The sequence below is a fragment of the Sphingomonas kyeonggiensis genome, assembly GCF_014196745.1.
Classification (GTDB): Bacteria; Pseudomonadota; Alphaproteobacteria; order Sphingomonadales; family Sphingomonadaceae; genus Sphingomonas; species Sphingomonas kyeonggiensis.
Genome location: NZ_JACIEH010000002.1, coordinates 1,182,101 through 1,200,000, shown reverse-complemented (window position 1 = coordinate 1,200,000; position 17,900 = coordinate 1,182,101). Strand labels below are relative to the sequence as shown.

Annotated in this window: 15 protein-coding genes; 2 read left to right on the top strand and 13 right to left on the bottom strand. The window is 67.4% G+C overall.

Annotation, left to right across the window (positions count from 1 at the left end):
- Window positions 1-24: 24 nt before the first annotated feature.
- The 11 genes from GGR46_RS14070 to GGR46_RS14020 are packed head-to-tail and all read right to left on the bottom strand — an operon-like array spanning window position 25 to window position 9,730.
- The gene (locus tag GGR46_RS14070) at window positions 25-870 is read right to left on the bottom strand and encodes a type II secretion system protein GspK (RefSeq protein ID WP_183998561.1); all 846 of its coding nucleotides are present in this window, start codon (window positions 868-870) and stop codon (window positions 25-27) included.
- Window positions 867-2,918 (bottom strand): type II secretion system secretin GspD, encoded by a 2,052-nt coding sequence (gspD, locus tag GGR46_RS14065; RefSeq protein WP_183998560.1) that lies wholly within the window; start codon window positions 2,916-2,918, stop codon window positions 867-869. Before gspD ends, GGR46_RS14070 begins: the two co-directional genes overlap by 4 nt.
- Window positions 2,918-3,382 carry a hypothetical protein gene (locus GGR46_RS14060; RefSeq protein ID WP_183998559.1) on the bottom strand — a complete coding sequence of 155 codons (465 nt, stop codon included), beginning with the start codon at window positions 3,380-3,382 and terminating at the stop codon, window positions 2,918-2,920. The genes gspD and GGR46_RS14060 overlap by 1 nt, the downstream gene beginning before the upstream one ends.
- Before the next feature lie 7 nt (window positions 3,383-3,389).
- Window positions 3,390-3,941, bottom strand: a complete 552-nt coding sequence (gene gspM / locus GGR46_RS14055; RefSeq protein WP_183998558.1) for a type II secretion system protein GspM — start codon at window positions 3,939-3,941, stop codon at window positions 3,390-3,392.
- Window positions 3,941-4,948 (bottom strand): PilN domain-containing protein, encoded by a 1,008-nt coding sequence (locus GGR46_RS14050; RefSeq protein ID WP_183998557.1) that lies wholly within the window; start codon window positions 4,946-4,948, stop codon window positions 3,941-3,943. The genes gspM and GGR46_RS14050 overlap by 1 nt, the downstream gene beginning before the upstream one ends.
- Window positions 4,945-5,631 carry a prepilin-type N-terminal cleavage/methylation domain-containing protein gene (locus tag GGR46_RS14045; RefSeq protein WP_183998556.1) on the bottom strand — a complete coding sequence of 229 codons (687 nt, stop codon included), beginning with the start codon at window positions 5,629-5,631 and terminating at the stop codon, window positions 4,945-4,947. Before GGR46_RS14045 ends, GGR46_RS14050 begins: the two co-directional genes overlap by 4 nt.
- Before the next feature lie 3 nt (window positions 5,632-5,634).
- Complete coding sequence (locus tag GGR46_RS14040) at window positions 5,635-6,018, bottom strand: type II secretion system protein (protein WP_183998555.1); 384 nt, start codon at window positions 6,016-6,018, stop codon at window positions 5,635-5,637.
- Window positions 6,015-6,452, bottom strand: a complete 438-nt coding sequence (locus GGR46_RS14035; RefSeq protein WP_246426084.1) for a GspH/FimT family pseudopilin — start codon at window positions 6,450-6,452, stop codon at window positions 6,015-6,017. Before GGR46_RS14035 ends, GGR46_RS14040 begins: the two co-directional genes overlap by 4 nt.
- Window positions 6,436-6,858: a type II secretion system major pseudopilin GspG gene (gene gspG, locus GGR46_RS14030; protein ID WP_221262733.1), complete on the bottom strand. Its 423-nt coding sequence runs from the start codon at window positions 6,856-6,858 to the stop codon at window positions 6,436-6,438. Before gspG ends, GGR46_RS14035 begins: the two co-directional genes overlap by 17 nt.
- Before the next feature lie 17 nt (window positions 6,859-6,875).
- Window positions 6,876-8,087, bottom strand: a complete 1,212-nt coding sequence (locus GGR46_RS14025) for a type II secretion system F family protein (protein ID WP_183998552.1) — start codon at window positions 8,085-8,087, stop codon at window positions 6,876-6,878.
- A complete protein-coding gene (locus GGR46_RS14020) occupies window positions 8,087-9,730 on the bottom strand; it encodes a GspE/PulE family protein (protein WP_246426083.1) in 1,644 nt (547 codons plus the stop codon). The genes GGR46_RS14025 and GGR46_RS14020 overlap by 1 nt, the downstream gene beginning before the upstream one ends.
- Window positions 9,731-10,337: 607 nt before the next feature.
- Between GGR46_RS14020 and GGR46_RS14015 the strand changes: the two genes are divergently transcribed.
- Together GGR46_RS14015 and GGR46_RS14010 are read left to right on the top strand one after the other, a co-directional pair.
- A complete protein-coding gene (locus GGR46_RS14015; RefSeq protein ID WP_183998550.1) occupies window positions 10,338-12,329 on the top strand; it encodes a type 2 periplasmic-binding domain-containing protein in 1,992 nt (663 codons plus the stop codon).
- Window positions 12,330-12,475: 146 nt separating this feature from the next.
- Complete coding sequence (locus GGR46_RS14010) at window positions 12,476-14,431, top strand: type 2 periplasmic-binding domain-containing protein (protein WP_183998549.1); 1,956 nt, start codon at window positions 12,476-12,478, stop codon at window positions 14,429-14,431.
- Window positions 14,432-14,496: 65 nt separating this feature from the next.
- On the opposite strand, the gene GGR46_RS14005 is transcribed toward GGR46_RS14010, so the two are convergent.
- On the bottom strand, window positions 14,497-16,338 hold the full coding sequence (locus GGR46_RS14005) for a tetratricopeptide repeat-containing sulfotransferase family protein (protein ID WP_343058187.1): 1,842 nt from the start codon (window positions 16,336-16,338) through the stop codon (window positions 14,497-14,499).
- Window positions 16,339-16,401: 63 nt separating this feature from the next.
- Complete coding sequence (locus GGR46_RS14000; RefSeq protein WP_183998547.1) at window positions 16,402-17,862, bottom strand: Hint domain-containing protein; 1,461 nt, start codon at window positions 17,860-17,862, stop codon at window positions 16,402-16,404.
- Between the last annotated feature and the right edge of the window lie 38 nt (window positions 17,863-17,900).

Sequence of the window (17,900 nt, the reverse complement as noted above, 5' to 3'; positions counted from 1 at the left end):
TAGCCTCACCTCTTCTGGAGCGCTTCATTCGTAGGACCGCACGACATAGGGCCGTTCGGGAATGCCGGTGATCTCGGCGACCAGCATCCGCGCGGCACGGCCGCCACCGGGAAGCGTGGCCAGCACCTCGATCGAGACCGGCCGATCGACGAGCGAAGGCGTGCTGGCAAAGGCCAGCGCGGTCCGCTGCCCGCCAAGTTCACGGGCGCGCTCGATAGCCGCCGGGCCATCCTCGCCACCGGCTTCCATCACGGCCAGCGCGCGCGGATCGGCATATTGCGCGTCGAAGCCGCTGCGCAGCGTATAGGTGGTGACATAGGGCCGGATGCGGGCGACGGTCACCGGATCCAGGCCGCGCACCAGCGCGAGCTCATCGACCGAAGCGATACGCGCGCCCGGCGGACGGATGCCCGCGGCCGCATAGTAGCCATCCTCGGCGCCGAAGGGGCGCTTGAGCTCGTCGTCGTCGATCCAGTCGAGCAGGGAATCGCGCGCGATCAGCAGCCGTTCGCCCCCCAGGCCCGCCTGTTCGAGCAACCGGGTCGCCTGGGCTTCGTCGAGCAGCCCGAGCGGCACCTTGCCGCGCTCGTCACGCACCGCGATCCGGAGATCGGCCTCGCCGAAGCGCAGGGCATGGACCGTGCCGTCCGCCGACCAGCGCTGGGTGGGGTCATCGCCCAGGACCTTGCTCAGGCCCAGCGCGATCCCCGCATCGGCGGCCGCCACCGCCTGCATCTGCGCCTGCTCCGCCCCGGCATCCGCCAGTCCCATGCGGGCCGCCTCGAGCAGCCCGAGCGCCACGGTGGCGAACACGGCGATGCTCGCCACCGCCGCGACAAGGGCATAGCCCTCCTCGCCCGCGCGGTTCACGGGATCCGTCCCTGGGTACGGAACGGCTCCAGCGTGCGCAGCTTGGCGCGCAGCTCCTCGGTGACGGCGCGGCCGTCATCGGGGGTGCGGATCACATGCGGCTTGAGCAGCACGATCAGCTCGGTGCGGTTCTGCACATTGTTGTGGCTGCCGAACAGGCCCCCGATGATCGGGATGCGCGACAGGATCGGGATGCCGTTCTTGCCCAGGCTCTTGGAGTCGCGGAACAGCCCGCCCAGCGCGATAACCTGTCCGTCCTGCACCGCGACCGAAGTCGAGATGCGGCGGGTCGAGATGGTCGGCGAGGCCGGGGTCTTGTCGCCGCTCGCATTGGGCGCGTTGACGTTGACGTCGCTCACCTCCTGCGAGATGTCGAGCAGCACCAGTCCGCCGGCATTGACTCGTGGGGTCACCTTCAGGATCACGCCGGTATCGCGGTAGCTGATCGAGTTGACGATCGGCGCATTGGGATTGTCGACGCTGACCGCGCTTCCCGACGAGACCGGCACCTGGTCGCCCACCTGCAGCGCCGCGGTCTGGTTGTTGAGCGTAACCAGCTTGGGTGCCGAGACCACCTTGATGTTGGTGCGCTGCTCGAGCGCGTTGAGCGCCGCAGTGATGCTGCCCCCGGCAAGGAAATAGGAGAAGCCGGCCTGGGTCGGCCCGGTGGGCATGGCAGCACCGTCGGTAACGCGGAAATTGCTGTCGCCGGTCAGCCAGTTCCACTGGACGCCGTAGCGCAGCGTGTCGGTGAGCGACACTTCGGTGATCGCCGCCTCGATCATCACCTGCTGGGGCGGCAGATCGAGCCGGCGCAGCGCATCCTCGATCATCGCATAGTCGCGCGGGGTGCCATAGACGACGACGGCGTTGTTGACCTCGTCCGCCGTGATCTTGCCGCCCGAACCCTGCGCATCGCGCCCGGCCGCCCCCTGATCGGCGGCATTCGCGCCGCCGCCCGCGGGGCGCGCGGCATCGGGTTTCTGCGCCGGCGATGCGGTCTTGCCCGCGGACTGGTCACTGGGTGCGAAGGGATCGTCGTTGCCGCTATCCTCGTCACCGCCGCCCCCGCCAAAGGCGCGGTTGAGCGTGCGCGCAAGATCGCGGGCGCGGCCATTCTGGACGCGATAGACGAAGATCCGGCGCTCATTGTTCTCGCCCTCGCGATCGAGCACCTCGATCCAGCGGCGGACATCGTCGAGATACTGGCGCTGGGTACTTACCGCCAGGATGCCGTTCAGCCGCTCCATGGTGATCAGCCGGACCAGCCCACGCGTCGGCGCGTCGGCGGCGTTGATCAGCTTGTCGACCTCGGGGACGATCAGCCGCGCATCGGTGCGCTCCGGGACGAACAGCGCGAAGCTCATGTTGCGCAGCCAGTTGACATCGAACTGCTTGATCAGGTCACGCGCGCTGGCGCGTTGGCCGGTCGTGCCCGCAATGGTGATCCGACGGCCCGCCGCATCGACACCGGCGACCACGCCGGGCAAGGCGCCGTCGATCACCTTCTTCACTTCCTCGGCATTGATGAACTCGAGCGTGACGATCTCGGTGCCGAAGCCGATCGCATCGGGCGCGACCGGCGCCTGGGCCGCCGCCAGGGTGCGCACGACATAGCCGTTGCCGGCAGGCACGAGCGCGAGGCTGGCGGCACGCAGCGCGCCCTCGAACAGCGGGACGACCTCGGACCGGGCGACGGTTCCCGGCGTGACCAGCGAGACCTGGCCGGTCACGCCCGGCTCGACCGCGATCGCGATCCCCGTTGCTTCCTGGACCGACACCGCAACGGCGCGCACATCGGCACGCGGCAGGTTGATGCTGATGGTGCCCGGCCGAACCTGGCGAGGCCGCGGCGCGACTGGGCCCGGCGGCGGGCTTTCGCCGCCGACGATCGTCGTGCGGACCTCGGGTGCTGCCTGCTCGGCCCCGGCCACGATCGATGGCGCCTGCGGCACGGCGATCGGCTGGGGCGGCGGGCTGCCGGCGCAGCCGGCCAGCGCGAGCGACAGCCCCGCCGTTCCCGATCGAAACTTGCGACGCGCGTCCATCATTGTTCTCCCTTGCCGGCTGCCGTGGTGACCGGCCCGCCGGGACCGAAACGGACTTGCATGCGCTCACTGCCCCGCGACAGCGCGACCTGATCGCGCGTCACGCTCCGCAGCTGCCAGTCGCCGACCCGCTGGCCCGGCACGGCGCGGAACGTCTGCTCGCCCGGCCCCTGCACGATCGCGTAGATGGCCGCACCGACCTGGACGACACCGACCACCGAATAGCCGCCAAGCGGCCCCTGCGCCGCCGCCGCTTCCTTCGTCTCGACGAAGACCGGCATAAACATCGATCGACGGGCGATGCCCGGGTCGATGATCGCAACCGGCGGCTGGATCGCCGCGCGATCGTCCACTGCCGCACCGCCACGCACCGGCCCTGCCAGGGGCAGGTCTAGCTCGTCGCCGGCGAGCGCCTGGAACGCCAGCGCCGCGCCGAGCAGCAGCGCTAGCGCCAACGGCAGCATCGACGACCTATCGAGCGGCGGCAGGGCGAATGGGGATCGAAGCTTCAATTTCCACATCCATGACTGGAGACTGGCCGGGCACGATCGTGTTGCCCGCACTGAGGCTGACCGTCTCGACGACGAGCCAGGGCGGCTGGTTCTGGAGCCGGGCAAGGGCGGCGGTGAGTTGCGGCAGGGTCATCCGGGCCGCCGCCCGCGCGCGCGCCCAGCCCGGGCGGCCTTCGGCGTCCCCTCCCTCACGGAAGGTGCCGCCTGCTCCTTCGACCGCAGCTTGCAGCCGTTCCTTGAGCCATTCGCGGCCCGCATCGACATTGGGCACGGCAGCCACGAAGGACGCGGTCGCGGCACGCGCGGCCTCCGCCTGGCGCCGCAGCCGCGGGATCGTCGCGATGGTCCGGACATTGTGCGTATAGGTCAGCGCCAACCGGTCCGACCGATCCGCGCGCATCTGGAAATTCGCCAGGATCGGGCCGACGACCAGGAAATGGATCGCAGCGACGATCCCGAAGAGGATCAGCAGCGCCACCAGGCGCCTTTCGCGGGCGGATACCGGACGCATCATCGTGCGCCTGCCCTGGCGGAGAGATCGAACGGCTCACCGGCAGGCACCGCCGCCTCGCTGCTCTCCCCAATGGCACGAACGCCGGAGAAGCGGCCCGAGCGGCGCAGCGCCGTGGCGACATCGGCACGCGCCGGACGATAGCCGGTCAGGCGCACCGTCTCGCCATCCCAGACGAGGCGCTGGAGCCAGGCCCCCTCGGGCAGCGCATCGCTCACCGCCGCGATCACGTGCAGCGGGTCGTGCGTGCGGCGCAACGCGAGCGAACGCGTAGCCAGGCTGCGGTCCTGCTCACCCCGCCTGGCTATCGCCTGGGCGATGCCGACCGCCGGCTGCTGCTCCGCGACGATCTGCTCGAACCGGGCGACATGCGCCGCATCCCTCCAGATCGCCGCAGCGATATTGAGTAGCAATAGCATGACCACCAGCCCCCAGAGCAGGGGTGCGGCGCTCCGTTTGCGCGCCAGCAGGCCCGCGGCACGCATCGCCGGGGCGAAGTCGAGCGACACCGTCTGCAACTCTTCGAGAACCACCGCGACGGGCACGACGCCTGCGGCGTCGGCGACCTGGAGCATGGCGCGCGCCGTTTCGATCGGCAGGCCGGCGATCAGGATACGGATCGTGCCCGGTTCTTCCGACGGGCCTGCGATCCGCGCCGCCAGCAGCGCCGAGCCCGAAGGAAGCGGCAGCAGCGTATCCGCCTCGAACGCGATCATGCGCTGCATGTCGCGCTCGCCGAGCGCGGGACGGATGATCGTCCGCACCAGGCAATCGGCGGCGGACACGACCAGCGTGACCCGCATGCCCGGCGCCGCACCGCGAACCCCGACCGACACCGGCACGAGCATATCGCGCCGCACGGCGAAGCGCGGCGCCTCGCTGGTCCGCCCACGCCGCAACCGAGCCGGCACCAGCCCGCTCAGCTCATCGACCCACCATTGCCAGGCCTGGAGCAGCCATTGGCCGATCGTGCGCATATCGGCGTCGAGCAGGGCGCGGGGGTTCATCGCTCGGCTCCGCAGCCGCCGCCCGGTCGATCGCCCAGGCAGGTGCTGGTCGCGACCTGCGGCCGGATCAGCAGGTCCGGCCATTGCCGCGGATCGGCCGGCGCGAACTCGACATGGATACGGATGAGCTCGGGCGGGCTGGTCCGGTCCCACCACCGGTTGAGCCAGGCCCGGTCGCCGCCCGATTCCGGAACACCGCGATAGTTGATCGAAAGGCGGGTGATGCCGCGCAGCAGCGTCGTCGAGGTCCAGCCGGTCAGGTCATAGCCGCGCTGATCGACCCCGGCCTTGCGCGTGCTCACGGTATGAAGGACGAGGTCGCCAGTCGCGGTGCGAGTGAGCCGGAAACGCTGGAGCGCGTCCGGCGCGTCGCGATCGAAGGGCGGCGCCACAAAGCTCAGCACCCCATCGTCCCCACGAAACTCGAGGATCGGCCGGGACGTGTCGAAGCGTGCGACGGGCCGGAGCCGGGTGATCCCCGTGCGCAGGATGCGCTGCGCCGCAATCACCTGGTCCAGCCCCGCATTGCTCGCCCGTTCGCGCAGCGTCACCAGCCCGGCCATGCGCAGTCCGGCAAGAAGCAGCGACGCCGCCATGCCCATCAACGCGAGCGCGACGAGCAGCTCGATCAGCGTGAAGCCCGATGCGCCCGCACGGCTTGCCGAGGAAGCGGGGACACGCATCGCTCAACGCGCAAGCCGGAGCGTGCGGACACTGGTGAGCCGTCGGCCGGTCTCACGGTCGACCACCTCGACGCGCACCTCCTCGAGCGGAATGCCGCCATCCCGTGCGCCACCGCCACGCGGTGCGCGCACGATCCTCCAGCGCAGGTTCCGGCTGCTGCCGCTGTCAGCGACATCGCGCGCGTCGCTCGGTGCCGTGGCCGCGGCGAGCAGCGACTGGGCGAGCAGCATCGCTTCACGGCGCGCGGCAACGTTGCGCGCGAGCTTCGCATTGGCACTGATCGAATCGAAGAACAGCCCGGACATCATCGCGATCACGGAGAGCGCGACCAGCGTCTCGACCAGGCTGAACCCTTCGGACGCGTCCGCTGGCGCCGGGCCTCTCATTGCCGGGCCTCGATCGTGCCCAGCACTTTGCCGATGGCGATCCGCCGGCGAAGCTGCCCGTCCGATATCTCGATATCGCCGCCCGTTGCGCTGCCATCGGCGAAGAACCGGATTCCGCGGCCGGGCATCGCGATCGTCACCCCCTCGGGCAAGCGATCGTCGCGATCGGCGAAGCGGAAACCTTGGCCATCGAACGCGGCCGCGAAGCGGACCGGTTCGCCGCTGGTCACTGCCGCCGCCCGGGCGGTGCGAAGCCCCAGCTCCACACGCTTCGCCGCCTCGATGAAGCCCTGACGCCGCATCGCCTTCTCGACCGAAGGAAAGACGATTCCCGCCATGAGCGCGAGGATAGCCAGGATCACCAGGACCTCGACCAGCGTGAATCCACAGGTTCCGCCATCATCCCCGCGATGCGGATCAATAATTGCCGACATCCCGCGCCTCGCCGGTGCCGCCGGGCTGCCCGTCCGAACCGAGCGAATAGACGTCGATATCGCCATGCTCGCCGGGGATCTTCAGCAGATAGGGCCGCCCCCAGGGATCGAGGATCGCCGACTGCTCGGGCAGATAGGGACCGTTCCAGTTGGGCACGTTGGCCGGCTGCTTGATCAGCGCGGCGACGCCCTCTTCTGCAGTGGGGAAGCGCGAGGCGTCGAGCTTGAACAGGTTGAGCGCGGCGGCGACGTTCTTGGCCTGCACCCGTGCCGATTGCGACTTGGAGCTGTCGAGATATTTCATCACCTGCGGCCCGACGATCGCCGCCAGCAGCCCCAGGATCGCGAGCACCACGAGCAGTTCGAGCAGCGTGAAGCCGGCGTCGCGTCCATTGTCTTTCCGCATGGCGGTCCTGTCCTTGTTCATGATGTCAGGGCGAGATCGTTGAAGCCGAGGATCGCCGACATGATCGCGGCGATGATCGATGCGACGGTGGCGCCCAGCACGACGGTGATCACCGGGGTGAGGATGCCGATCAGCCGCTCGATGCGCAGGCGGATGTCGCGATCGAGCACGTCGGCGAGGCGGCCGAGCATCATGCCGAGCTGCGAGGTCTCCTCGCCGGTGCGCAGGAAGCCGATCGCCAGCCGCGGCAGCGCGCCGGAGGCGGCGAGCGGCGCGGTGAGCCCCCCGCCCTCCTTCACGCCATTGGCGACGCGGGCGATGGTGTCGCCCAGTACCTGGTTCGAGATCGTCCGGCGCGCGAGGCCGAGCGCGGCGGGGAGCGGCACCTCGCCGTCGATCAGCGCGCCGAGCGTGCGGGCGAACCGGGCGGTTTCGACCCGCCGGACCAGCTCGCCGAGCAGCGGCAGTGCGAGCACCAACCGGTCGCGGACGAGACGCACCGCCGGGCGGCGGAGCAGCAATGCCCCACCCACGCCGGCGACCGCGATGCCGAGCAGCATCGCCAGGCCATAGCCGCGCAACAGCCGGCTCGCGGTCATCACCACGACCGTGGCGGTGGGGAGCTTGCCGGCGGCACTCGCGAACATGCTTTCGAACTGCGGGACGACGAAGAGCAGCATCAGCAGCACCACGCCGAGGGCGATCACCAGCAGCGCGATCGGGTAGATCATCGACGATCCGACCAGGCGGCGAAGCTCGGCCTCCTGCTCCAGCGTCGCCGCAAGCCGGGACAGCGCCTCGCCGAGCCGGCCATTGGCCTCGCCCGCCTCGATCATCGCCATCGCGGTGGGCGAGAACAGCTCGGGCTTCTGCGCGATCGCGCGCGAAAGCGGCGCCCCCTCCCGGACGTCGCGCAATATCTCGCCCAGGCTCTCCCCGACCCTCTTGTCCTCGACATTCTCGATCGCGAGCGCGAGTGCCCGATCGAGCTGCAGCCCGGCGCCGATCAGCACCGCCAACTCGCCGATGCAGGTGGTGGCGGCCGCCTTCGCCTTGGCCCCGGCACGCCGCGGCCGCCCCGGTGCGCGCGGCGGCACCACGACGAGCTCGAGCGGCGTGGCGCCGCTCCGCCTGAGGCTGGCGACCGCATCCTCGCGATCGGCCGCGTCGACCTCACCGGCCAGCGCGGAGCCGTCGCGGCGGATCGCACGGTAGCGCCAGGTCGCCATCAGGCTTCCCCGCTCGCGACGCGGAGGACTTCCTCGATCGTGGTCAGTCCCGCCGCCGCCTTGGCGACGCCGTCCGCCGCCAGGCTGCGCATCCCGCCCTGTTCGGCGGCGACAAGGATCTCCCGCGTATCGGCCCGCTTGAGGATCAGCCGCTCCACCGTGCTGTCCACCCGCAGGAACTCGAGCAGCGCGATGCGCCCCGAATAGCCGCTGCCGCCGCACCGCGCGCAGCCCACCGCGTGGTAGAGCCGGTCGACACCCTGCCGCGCGAGCAACGGCCGCAGCGCCTCGGGCCCCGCTTCTCGCGCATCGAAGGGCTGGCGGCATTCGGGGCAGAGCCGGCGGACCAGCCGCTGAGCCAGCACGCCGGTCAGCACCGACCCGAGCAGGAACGGCTCGACGCCCATGTCGAGCAGCCGCGAGACAGCTCCGGCGGCGGTGTTGGTGTGCAGCGTCGACAGGATCATGTGGCCGGTCAGCGCCGCCTGGACCGCGATCTGCGCGGTCTCGGTGTCGCGGATTTCGCCGACCATCATCACATCGGGATCCTGGCGCAGAAAGGAACGAAGCGCCGATCCGAAGGTGAAGCCGATCGCCGGATTGACCTGGGTCTGGACGACACCCGGCAGCCGGTATTCGATCGGGTCCTCGACGGTGAGCAGCTTGCGCTCGGGCGCATTGAGCTCGGAAAGCGCGGCGTAGAGCGTAGTGGTCTTGCCGCTGCCGGTGGGGCCGGTGACCAGCACGATCCCGTGCGGGCACATGATCGCATCGCGCAGGCGGCCGGCAAGGTCCGGATCGAAGCCGAGCGCGACGAAGTCGAGCGCCAACCTGGAGCGGTCGAGGATACGCATGACGACGCTCTCGCCATGGATCGAAGGTGCAGTCGCCACGCGCAGGTCGATCTCGTGCCCCCGCACCGAGATGCGCATCCGCCCGTCCTGCGGCAGCCGGCGCTCGGCGATGTTGAGCTGCGCCATCACCTTGATGCGCGACGCCAGCGGGGCACGCATCGCCACCGGGAGCCGCCCGGCGTCGCGCAGCATGCCGTCGATGCGGAAGCGGATCGCCAGGCCATCGTCGCCCGGCTCGATATGGATGTCCGAGGCGCGCTGGTCGACCGCGCTGGCGATCAGCCGGTTGACCGCGCGGATCACCGGCGCGTCGCTGACCAGATCCTTCAGCCGTTCGAGATCATCGTCATCGACGGCGTCGTCGATCGCGTCCGCGCTCTGCGGCTGGCCATGATAGAGCCGCTCGATCGCGACATCGATGTCGCTGGCCCGGCCGATCACCCGCTCGACGCGACGCTGGAACATGAAGCCGAAGGCCTGGACCGCGAAGGGATCGAACGGGTTCGACACCGCGATGCGCACCGCGGCGCCATCGATCGCGATCGGAACTGCCCGCATGTCGCGCAGAAAGGCGATCGAGAGCTCCGGCCCTTCGACCGGTGCCGCAGGGAAGCCATCGGCAGCGATCTCGGCCAGTTCCGAGAAGCGCGCCAGTTCCGCGGCGAGCCGGTCCTCCGAGATCATGCCCAGGCGCGTCACCACCGCCTCGAGCCGCTCGCCCGATTCGCGCTCGATCAGCAACGCGCGCTGGAGCGCCTCCTCCGCCAGCAGCCCGCGATCCTGCAGCATCGCCGCAAGCCCATCTCCATCGGGCGCGACAGCCGGTCCACCCGGCAATTTGTCCCAGGAACCTTCAATATTTGGCTCGGGCGCCGTGCTATCGCCGATCATGTACCACCTTCCGGCCCGAGCCTCCCGGTCGAGGCAAGCCCTGGATGAGCCCGCCAAGAAAAGCTCATATCCGGATAATGCTACAACTAAATTGCACTATACTTTAGATATGACTTCATATTTCAGAAGTCATTAACCGTGCATTTTTGCAAATACTGCCATTTTAGTGCAGATTATATTTGCGACAGCTTCTCGATAACAAAAATGTCATTTGATCTGCGTAAGAGATCAATCGTCGGTTCAGAATCGAGTCGAAGCCGATATATGACAATATTCTTGTTTGAATGATTTCCATCTACGCAATTCATCTAATCAATGGCTGCATAGATCGAATAACCCTAGAACGAGGGTTCGCCGACATTCTCATGAATGCGCGGATGGACTTTGCGTGACCTTAAGAACTTACTTCGATCAAAACAGGATATCGCAGAGATATCTTGAACGACCGAATTCGACTGGAACTAACCGACATTTCTTAAGGCATGTCCCAAACAGGAGAATACCCATGAAGCGTTTCAAGAACGCGCTGTTCCTGGCGACCGTCGCCACCAGCGCTCTCGCCTCGTCCTTCGCCCAGGCCCAGACCACCGCGAACAACGACGGTGAGACCGCCCTGCACGGCACCGGCGCAACCTCGATCCAGGGCGTCCTGGTGCAGGAACTCAACTGCAACGGCGGCTACTCGAACCTCGGCGCGATCGGCACCTCGTCGGTTGCCGGCACCTCGTCGACCTCGATCGAGCCGACCAACCTGTTCTCGCCGGCGCCGGCGCCTGCCTTCAACTGCGCGACCACGGATCTCAACTCGGGCTTCCTCGGCCGCTATGTCGGTTCGGGCTCGGGCGGCGGCCGCACGGCCTGGGTCGCGGCTGGCACGATGACCTCGACCTCGACCTTCGCGATCGGCACCGCCAATCCGAACCCCTTCGGCACCTGGAACAAGATCCAGTTCGCCTTCGCCGATTCGTCGGTCACGGACGGCGACCTGACCAGCTACACCGGCGGTGCCGCGCAGACCAATGGCGGCGCGCCGATCATGTTCCCGAAGTTCGTGCTTCCGGTCGCGGTCGCCTATAGCCCCAACTATGGCAACAAGACCGTCAGCGGCGTCGTCACCAACTACAATTTCGCCATCTCGAGCCCGCAGACGATCCTCGGCAACAACGCCGGCGGTCTGCGCCTGAGCCAGTCGACGCTCTGCGGCGTCTTCAACGGCACCATCGTCAACTTCAACGATGCCGCCTTCACCGCCGACAATGGCGGCACGAGCCTGCGTGACTCGGCCGACGCCACGGCCCGCTGGAATGCCGACGGCGTTCCGGTCCGTCTGGTCGGCCGTCTCGACCGTTCGGGCACGACCGACATCTTCACCCGCGCCCTCGCCGCCCAGTGCGGCACGGTCGCCAGCGGCAACAAGTACGCCACCAACGCCGAAACGCTGCCGTACAACCGCACGGTGACCGCCGCGGTGCGTCCGGTGTTCGACGCCGTCCGTGCCGACACGGGCCTGCAGACCAGCAGCACCGCGCCGGAAGCCGGCAACACCTCGCCGAACGACGCCAGCGTACCGGGCACTCCGAACTTCTCGGGCGCCACGGTGGTCGGTGCCGAATATTGGAGCGGCAGCGCGATCGTCACCCCGGCTGCCAATGCCGGCAAGGTGAGCTCGCAGCCTTCCGCTTCGGTCTCGAACGGCACCGGCCTGTTCCTCGTCGCCGACGGTAGCGGCCGCGTCTCCAGCGCGATCAAGTTCGCGCCAGACTATGTCTCGCCTTCGGACAACACCGTGAAGCTCAACGGCAAGATCGGCTATATCGGCGCCGACTTCATCGACGGCTCGCCGAGCGCCCCGGGCGGCCTGCACGCTGCTGCGCTGCAGAACGCCACGACCGGCCTGTGGCACATGCCGAGCGCGCAGAACGCCACGACTGCGTTCGGCACGATCCTCCCGCCGCAGTCGGCCAGCGATGGCACGCTCAGCGACGCGAGCGCCGATACCCGCCAGGTCCGTATCCCGAGCTATCAGGGCGGCACCCCGGGCGTGAAGGGCAATGCCAAGCGCACCAACCCGCTCGCCTGGTACGACGTGATCTATGCAGGCACGGGCCTTCAGAACCCGACCGCAGGCTATCCGATCACCGGCACGACCCAGTTCCTGGGCTATACCTGCTACGCGACCGACGCCAGCGGCTCGAACGCCACGGCGATGGTCAACTTCCTCAACTTCAACACCGACTATGTGAACACCTTCGACGGTGCCGGCACCAACCGCACGGGCATCTTCACCCGCGTGGGCGCGCTGTTCAGCAACTCGGGCCTGCTCGTCCGCTCGAACATCGGCGGCCTTCCGCAGGCGTGGAAGCACGCGGTGCGCGAGACCTTCCTGAAGAACTCGACGGAAGCTTCGAGCGTCAGCAGCACGCTCGGCGGGTACAACCTGTTCATGGGCACCCCCACGTCGACCAACAGCACCTGCTCGGGCAAGACCGGCCTGTAAGTACATAGGATAACCAGAAACTGCGGCGGCCTTGGAGCAATCCGGGGCCGCCGTTTTCGTTACCGCACCAGGACCTGGAAAGGCCCCCAGAGAACGAAATCCCCGAAGGTTCGCATCGGTCCGCAATACCAACCGGGAGACTTTCGATGCAATATTCCAGCAAGACCCTGATTCTGGCGGCGATCGCCTCCGGAGCCATCGCCTGCGCCTCCGCGCAGGCCCAGACCACCGCGAGCAACGACGGGGAGCGTGCACTGCACGGCACCGGCGCAAGCTCGATCCAGGGCGCGCTCGTACAGGAGCTCAACTGCAACGGCGGCTATTCGAACCTCGGCGTGCTCGGCAACGGCTTCATTGCAATCCCCGAGCCGACGAACCTGCTCATCAGCTGCGCGACCACGGACCTCTGGCCCGGCTTCCTCGGCCGCTATCTCAGCTCGGGTTCGGGTAACGCACGCAACGCCTGGATCGCACCGGGCTCGCTCACCTCGGTTCCCGCCTTCGTGATCAACACAATAAATCCGAACCCCTTCGGCACCTGGAACAAGGTCCAGTTCGCCTTCGCCGATTCGTCGGTCACGGACGGCGACCTGACCAGCTACACCAGCGGCGCCGCGCAGACCAATGGCGGCGCGCCGATCATGTTCCCGAAGTTCGTGCTTCCAATCGCGATCGCCTACAGCCCGAACTACGGCCGCAAGACGGTCGGCGGCGTCACCACCGACTATTTCTTCAACCTATCGAACCCGCAGACCATCCTGGGCACCAATGCCGGCGGCCTGCGCCTGAGCCAGTCGACGCTCTGCGGCGTCTTCAACGGCACCATCGTCAACTTCAACAACGCTGCCTTCACCGCCGACAATGGCGGCACGAGCCTGCGCGACTCGGCCGATGCCGCGGCCCGCTGGAATGCGGACGGCGTTCCGGTCCGCCTGGTCGGCCGTCTCGACCGTTCGGGCACGACCGACATCTTCACCCGCGCCCTCGCCGCCCAGTGCGGCACGGTTGCCAGCGGCAACAAATACGCCACCAACGCCGATACGCTGCCGTACAACCGCACGGTGACCGCCGCGGTGCGTCCGGTGTTCGACAGCGTCAGCATCGATACCGGCCTACGGACCGGCAGCACGGCGCCGGAAGCCGGCAACACCTCGCCGAACGACGCCGGCGTCCCGGGCAGCCCGAACTTCTCGGGCGCCACGGTGGTCGGTGCCGAATATTGGAGCGGCAGCGCGATCGTCACCCCAGCCACCAACGCCGGCAAGGTGAGCTCGCAGCCCTCCCCCACGGTCTCGAACGGCACTGGCCTGTTCCTCGTCACCCTGGGTGATCACAACATTGCCAGCGCGATCAAGTTCGCGCCCGACTATGTCTCGCCTTCGGACAACACCGTGAAGCTCAACGGCAAGATCGGCTATATCGGCGCAGCCTTCATCGACGGTTCGCCGAGCGCGCCCGGCGGACTGAAGGCGATGGCATTGCAGAACGCCACGACCGGCCTGTGGCACATGCCGAGCGCGCAGAACGCCACGACTGCCTTCGGCACGATCCTCCCGCCGCAGTCGACCAGCGATGGCACGCTCAACGACGCAAGCGCCGATACCCGCCAGGTCCGTATCCCGAGCTATCAGGGCGGCACCCCGGGCGTGAAGGGCAATGCCAAGCGCACCAACCCGCTCGCCTGGTACGACGTGATCTATGCAGGAACGGGCCTTCAGAACCCCTCGGCCGGCTATCCGATCACCGGCACGACCCAGTTCCTGGGCTATACCTGCTACGCGACCGATGCCAGCGGTTCGAATGGCACCGCAATGGTCAACTTCCTCAATTTCAACACCGACTATGTCCCTACCTTTGATGGCACGGGCACCAACCGCACGGGCATCTTCACCCGCGTCGCCGCCACGTTTGTCAGTTCGGGCCTGCTCATCCGCTCGAACATCGGCGCGCTTCCGACTCCGTGGAAGCACGCAGTGCGCGAGACTTTCCTGAAGAACTCGGTGGAGCCTTCGAGCGTCAGCGGCACGCTCGGCGGGTACAACCTGTTCATGGGCACCCCCGCGTCCGCCAACAGCACCTGCTCGGGCAAGGCGGGCATCTAGGCACTGGCGACAGGGCAAGGACGGCCCCGAGAAAATCCGGGGCCGTTTCCTGCCGATAGTCCTCGCTACCGCTCGACCGTATAGCCGAGCCGCTCGATCGCCGGCATCAGGATCGGGATCACCGGTTCGAGATGCTTCAGATAGTTGCGATAGCGGAATCGCGATCGCGTGTAGAGCTTCTCGGTCACCTGGGCATAGCTGGCGGTACGGGCGTGGCGGGCATTCTCGTGAAAGGCGAGTACCCCCGGATCGAATGGCTCGCCGATGAAGTCGAGCATCGCGCGCACTTCGCGCTCCTGGTCGGTGACCAGATCCTCATAGCGCACCGCATGATAATGAAGCGGCATCGCCGACCGGTAATGCGCGATCAGGTCGGCGATCAGGGCGTAGTGCGTAGCGGCGGTCTCCAGCGCGCTGGCACAATAGAAGCCGTGGGTCAGGCCGTTCGAGAAGACCGAGAGCACCACGTCGAGCGGATGCCGGACGAGGTGGATGATCGGCGACCTCGGGAACAACAGGCCGATCAGGCCGAGATGCGTCTCATTGAGCGGCATCTTGTCGGTGAACCATCGCTTGTCCGGCGCTACCGCACCCATTTCCCGCGCCTCGTTGAGGTAGAGGTCGCGCAACGTATCGACATGGCCGCGCCGATCGCCCAGCCAGAGCTCGCTCAGCGCGATCGGGTAGGCGCCAGGGCTGCCGAGCAGGAGTTGCGTGCGCTGCGCGATCGAATGGATGATCGGGAGTTCGTCACCCGCCGAGATTTCCGGATGCGAACTGAGCGTCTGCTCGACGAGCGTGGTTCCCGAGCGCGGGAAGCCGACGATGAAGATGGGTTGCGGGCTCGCCTCGCGAACCGCGGCGCGGGGCAGGAGCCGAGTCCGGCCCTCGGTGAAGAAATCCTCCAGCGCACGGACCAGCTGGCTCGCCTCCTCGGCCATATAGACCCCGCCCCCCTCGCGGACGCGTGCCTTGTACGCGGCGAAGCAGGCGAACGCCTCGTCATGGCGGCCCAGCGAGTCGAGGATCTGGCCCCGGGCCAGCAGCGCCCCGCTCCCTTCGACCTCCTCGCCCGGCGCACCGATCGCCTCTAGCGCGCGCTGGGGTTCCTTGACGCGGCGATGGAGGCCGGCGCGCATCACCGCAGCACGCATGTCGGTTCCGGGCATCGCGTCCGCACGATCGAGCAGCGCGAAGGCAGCGGGGAAATCGCGCGCGGATTCCTCGAGCGTGGCCCAGTCGAGCATCATCTGGAGGCTCAGGCCGTTCTGTTCGGAGAGGCGTTCGTAGATCGCGCGTGCCGCGGCGAACTTGCCCTGTTCCCGCAGCGCGAGGGCGCGTGCCGCCAGAAGATCAGGCGCGTTCCGCTTGGCCGGATCGGCGAGTTGCTCGGCGAGCTGGAGATGTACCTCCGCAGCCTGCGCCTTGCCGCTCGCCAGGAAGATGCGGCCCATTGCGAAATGCGCGACCGATTCCTCCGGTGCCAGTCGGACCAGCATGCGCCCATGCATGTTCGCATGCGGTATGTCGTTGTGCTCCAGGAAGAAGTTCGCCGCCACCGACCTGATGGTCGCGTCGTTGGGATCGAGATGGGCCATCCGATTGACCACCGAGGCCGCCGCCTGCGATTGCCGGGCCTCACGCAGCAGGTTGAAGAGCGCGCCCAGCGCATCGCGCTGGCCGGGTGAGACCTCGAGCACTTCGATTGCCAGGCGGCGCGCAGTCTCCCGGTCGCCCGCATGAAAGGCACGAGTCAGGTCGGTCAGCGCCTCCGCGTGCCTCTCCGGCGGGACACGCTCAGTCCGGCTGAGATCCAGCTCGCAGCACTTGTCCCGGCTGAGGCCCGATTGGCACGCACATGCCGAACCCTGGGCCGGCCCCTGATTGGCATCCTGCTTCTCGATCACGTCGAGCAAAAGGCAAACTCCCTTGGAGCGAGGGCCCGGCTAACGGCCGGGCCCTCGCCAATGTCAGGCAACGATGCGAAGCGCCGGCATCGGGCTGGTCCAGGACGGCGCGATCATGACGAGCTCGATTTCGAGCATGGCCGGCGCGGCCGGCTTGAGCGCGAGCGTCGCATTGCCGTCGGTCCAGCGCCAGCAGAGCTGTTCGCTCTGCTCGAGCGCATGGAAGCCGGACGCCAGGACGTGGCTGTCGAGGCCGATAGCTTCCCCATCGAGCCGGAGCTGCGACACCGCGACACCGAGCTGCCGGTGATCGGCGAGCCCCGGAACCAGCTGCGACAACATGCCGTGATTGGAGTGGAGGACGATCTCGTCCGCCACCGGCAGCGCGAACCAATAGCGATCGCCCGCGACATGGAGCGGCGCCAACTCGACGCCGTCGGCGACGATCGCCAGGCCGGCATCCTCGCTCCGCACCCAACCGAGCGCCTCGGCGCGCGCGTGGAGGCGCTGCTGGATCTCCACGAGCTGCGGCCCCGCCGCGACCATCGGCGCGCAGGCATCGTCCCAGCTCTTCGGGTCGAGCCGGCCATGCAGCGCTACCGCTTCGCCCGAATTGACGAAGCTGGCGCGATTGCCGTCGTCCAGATAGCTCTCGCAGGGCAGGCCCGCTGCGACCAGAAGGTCGTGCGTATCGAGTTCGACGTGGAAGTAGCGGATCGTCTCGACTGCTTCCTGGACGATCGTCGCACCATTGATCAGGCGGCCGGCAGGCACCAGCACCCCGTCGACATGGAGGGCATGGCCCGGCGAGAGGCGCACGTCATGCTCGGGCACGTTCGGCGCGAAGGCATGAGCCTTGACGCGCACCGGATTGACCTCGTCCGGATGCGGATGGCGCGCGGGGCGCATGCTCGACCAGCCGACCCATTTGATCGGGCGCTGCGCGCCTCCCGCGGTCAGGATCATATCCCCCGCTGCCAACTCCTCGACCAGGCGCGGTCCCGACGGCGTGAGCAGTGGCGTACCTTCGGCGAAACAGGCCGTATAGGTGCTGGGGTTGTAACTGAACGTCACGGGAAAGGTGACGTCTCCAGTATCGAAACCAGTTTCAGAGAAAATCGCACCGCCAAAACCCGCGTCCATATAATCGACCCGGGCATATCTCATATCGCTGTAGAGCATACGATACAGCAGAAGACCATTCGAAGAAAATCCGATGATCGCATATTGCTGATAGGGACCCGGCACATCGATACCGGTATTCGGGAGATTGGAGAAGGTGATGATACCGAATACCGGTGGCCTGTAAGCCACTCCGTCATTGAATCCCGCCGTATAGCCGTAGCTCACGACATTCAATGTATTAACCAGAGTATTAGATCCGCCGCTGGTTGCGGTGATATTATCGCCTACGGCATTCAAATCGTCCGGCCCCGATCGCACAAGAGCCTTAACTGGACCGAAATCCACCCCGTTGAGCTGAACAAGCTTGTCATTGAACGGATTGCTGGGATCACCCGCCATTTCAAATCTCCGATGAAATAGAAAAACGCTGGAAAACG

Coding starts and splice junctions, on each gene's coding strand:
- gspD (WP_183998560.1), bottom strand. CDS start 2,918: ATGGACGCGCGTCGCAAGTTTCGATCGGGAACGGCGGGGCTGTCGCTC.
- GGR46_RS14060 (WP_183998559.1), bottom strand. CDS start 3,382: ATGCTGCCGTTGGCGCTAGCGCTGCTGCTCGGCGCGGCGCTGGCGTTC.
- gspM (WP_183998558.1), bottom strand. CDS start 3,941: ATGCGTCCGGTATCCGCCCGCGAAAGGCGCCTGGTGGCGCTGCTGATC.
- GGR46_RS14050 (WP_183998557.1), bottom strand. CDS start 4,948: ATGAACCCCCGCGCCCTGCTCGACGCCGATATGCGCACGATCGGCCAA.
- GGR46_RS14045 (WP_183998556.1), bottom strand. CDS start 5,631: ATGCGTGTCCCCGCTTCCTCGGCAAGCCGTGCGGGCGCATCGGGCTTC.
- GGR46_RS14040 (WP_183998555.1), bottom strand. CDS start 6,018: ATGAGAGGCCCGGCGCCAGCGGACGCGTCCGAAGGGTTCAGCCTGGTC.
- GGR46_RS14035 (WP_246426084.1), bottom strand. CDS start 6,452: ATGTCGGCAATTATTGATCCGCATCGCGGGGATGATGGCGGAACCTGT.
- gspG (WP_221262733.1), bottom strand. CDS start 6,858: ATGCGGAAAGACAATGGACGCGACGCCGGCTTCACGCTGCTCGAACTG.
- GGR46_RS14025 (WP_183998552.1), bottom strand. CDS start 8,087: ATGGCGACCTGGCGCTACCGTGCGATCCGCCGCGACGGCTCCGCGCTG.
- GGR46_RS14020 (WP_246426083.1), bottom strand. CDS start 9,730: ATGCTGCAGGATCGCGGGCTGCTGGCGGAGGAGGCGCTCCAGCGCGCG.
- GGR46_RS14015 (WP_183998550.1), top strand. CDS start 10,338: ATGAAGCGTTTCAAGAACGCGCTGTTCCTGGCGACCGTCGCCACCAGC.
- GGR46_RS14010 (WP_183998549.1), top strand. CDS start 12,476: ATGCAATATTCCAGCAAGACCCTGATTCTGGCGGCGATCGCCTCCGGA.
- GGR46_RS14000 (WP_183998547.1), bottom strand. CDS start 17,862: ATGGCGGGTGATCCCAGCAATCCGTTCAATGACAAGCTTGTTCAGCTC.